Annotated in this window: 3 protein-coding genes; 1 reads left to right on the top strand and 2 read right to left on the bottom strand. The window is 62.8% G+C overall.

From position 1 onward, the window contains the following. Positions 1 to 111: nucleotidyl transferase AbiEii/AbiGii toxin family protein (locus tag NTW26_00045; GenBank protein ID MCX7020663.1), on the bottom strand; the 111-nt coding region annotated here is incomplete at its 3' end. Next, positions 108 to 944 (bottom strand): type IV toxin-antitoxin system AbiEi family antitoxin, encoded by an 837-nt coding sequence (locus NTW26_00040; GenBank protein MCX7020662.1) that lies wholly within the window; start codon positions 942 to 944, stop codon positions 108 to 110. The genes NTW26_00040 and NTW26_00045, both read right to left, overlap by 4 nt. A gap of 265 nt (positions 945 to 1,209) precedes the next feature. Between NTW26_00040 and NTW26_00035 the strand changes: the two genes are divergently transcribed. Further along, on the top strand, positions 1,210 to 1,896 hold the full coding sequence (locus tag NTW26_00035) for a hypothetical protein (protein MCX7020661.1): 687 nt from the start codon (positions 1,210 to 1,212) through the stop codon (positions 1,894 to 1,896). The last annotated feature ends 218 nt before the right edge of the window (positions 1,897 to 2,114 follow it).

Raw genomic sequence — 2,114 nt, 5'->3', positions numbered from 1 at the left:
CGTGAACATGGTGACCAGCGCGCGGGAGAGCACCAGATCCTGCTCGACTTGCTCGTTGGACGGCCAGGGAGCGTGGGCACGCCATGCGGTGATGTTCGCGCGCGGAATCAAGAGTCGATCTCCAGCTCAGCATTTGGCAGGACGTGCCATCGCCTGTTGATCTCGACCTCTGCCGGCTCTCCGGAACGGAGCCGGATGGCGCGCGGTTTCCGTGCCTCGAGCCACTTCGCCAAAGGGCCGGCGAGGTCACCTTGGCCGACCGCATCAAGCAAGTACCCGAGGCGCTGGACATCCGGCAGCCTCACAAGGTGGGCGAGGCTGACGAGTGCCCGAGCGTCCATCCGTTCAGCCAACTCGGCGAGGACGGTTGCCGCGTTGCTCAAGTGCCCTGCCCCTGCCTGGTAACGGACCAGGTCGAACGCGGTGGTTTCGGGGGTAGCGACTCGCATGGTCCCTGTCTCGGTTTGCTTCTCCGTCACCGGCATTTGCTTAACTCTACCGTTCATCCAGAACCGGATGACGACCCTACCGGTACTCATCTCACGCGTCGGCTTGCTGGTCACTACCTGAAACACCATGGGTTGCTGATGGGAAGCACCATGGATCCCCGCGGCGCTGAGGAGCCCGACGTAGTAGGGCTGATCTAGGTAGCGCATGAGCTCGTCGATGAACCAGCTCGCCGGTGGCGAGCCAGCCGCTCGATACTCCGGAGGAACAACGACGTAGAATCCGCGCTTGGGGGAGACGATTCGCCCTTGCTCCTTCAGCCTTCGTAGTGCGGTTTGGGTGGCAATGAAGGAGCGCTCGGTTTCGGATTCCGCCCGGGCGCGCGTAAAGGTGTAACAGCCGATCGCTTGAAGTTGCTCTACCCAGGTCGACATGGCAGGCTTCGACGGCATTCTGGTCAGTCCTCCCCACTCGAGCGATTCGTAAATCGCTAGCACAAACTAGCGCCTTTCGCTAACTTATGCAAGTAAAAAGAAGCGATCTTCCACTGTAGGTCTGGCAACTGGCCGGGCGATCGACGAGCCACTCCTGAGTTGGCCGCCCCCGTCTCCGCCAGCAGATTGTTGCTGTTCAGGCAAATAAGTGATAAGTTTCTTATCGCTTTATGCGCTCAACAGAAACGATCCGACGGCTCGGCCTGAGGATGACAGAACTCACCTATCCGGTGTGTTGCTGTCGGACATGGAAACCGATAAAAACCCTATGAGAAATCGCGCTGAACAGCAACGGAACGGCCAGCGAACCACCGAGTTCATGGAGCTGAACCGCGTCTTCACCGTCGAGGAGTTCGCCCGACACCTCGGAGGCGAGAAGAACCTCGCGGAGTACCGCGTGCGCTACTACCTCCGGCAAGGGCGGCTGAAGCGCCTGGCAAACGGCGTCTACGCCACCGTGCCCGTTGGGGCGGATCCGGAGACCTTCCAACCGGACGTCTTCCTGGCTGCAGCCGCGATCCGGCCGGATGCGGTCTTTGCCTATCACTCCGCCCTCGATCTACTGGGGCAGGGGCACTCTGTCTGGTGGACATGCACTGTCTGCACCGCCCGTCGGCGCTCGCCCGTGACCCTGGGCCGGAGCACGATCAGGTTCCTTTCGCACCCGCCGGCCGTGCGGCCCGGGGCCCGGTGGGTCTCTTCACGGCGGAAGGCCAGCGCCCTCTGGACGGCCGCGGTCTCCCGTGGAGGGCGGACCCTCCGGGTCACGACGCCCGAGAGAACGCTCGTGGACGGATTCCGAGAACTCAGCCTGGTCGGCGGCCTCGATGAACTGGTGGGGTCGATGGACGGCTTCGCCACGCTGAAGCCGGAAGCCCTGAGGGAGATCCTGCGCGCCTATGACAACCGGCGGCTCTGGGCGGCCGCGGGATGGTACCTCGAGAGGCGGCTCTAGAGCCTCTTCCTGGACGACTCGATCCTGAGGGGCTTCAAGAAGAACCGGCCTCGGACTCGGGTCTACCTGGTTCCCGGTCAGCGTGGAGGCGTTATGGCCCGGGATTGGAACCTCGTTGTTCCCGAGCATCTGCAGCGAAACGGACCCGGTGAAGACGATGGATCGTGACCGGATCAACGCTCTGGCCGCAGAGAGCGGTTTTCCACCGGAGCTGCTCG

It is taken from the genome of bacterium, from assembly GCA_026398675.1.
Classification (GTDB): Bacteria; RBG-13-66-14; RBG-13-66-14; order RBG-13-66-14; family RBG-13-66-14; genus RBG-13-66-14.
Note: the sequence above shows the minus strand (reverse complement) of the source record. Positions and strands in the feature narration are given on the sequence as shown.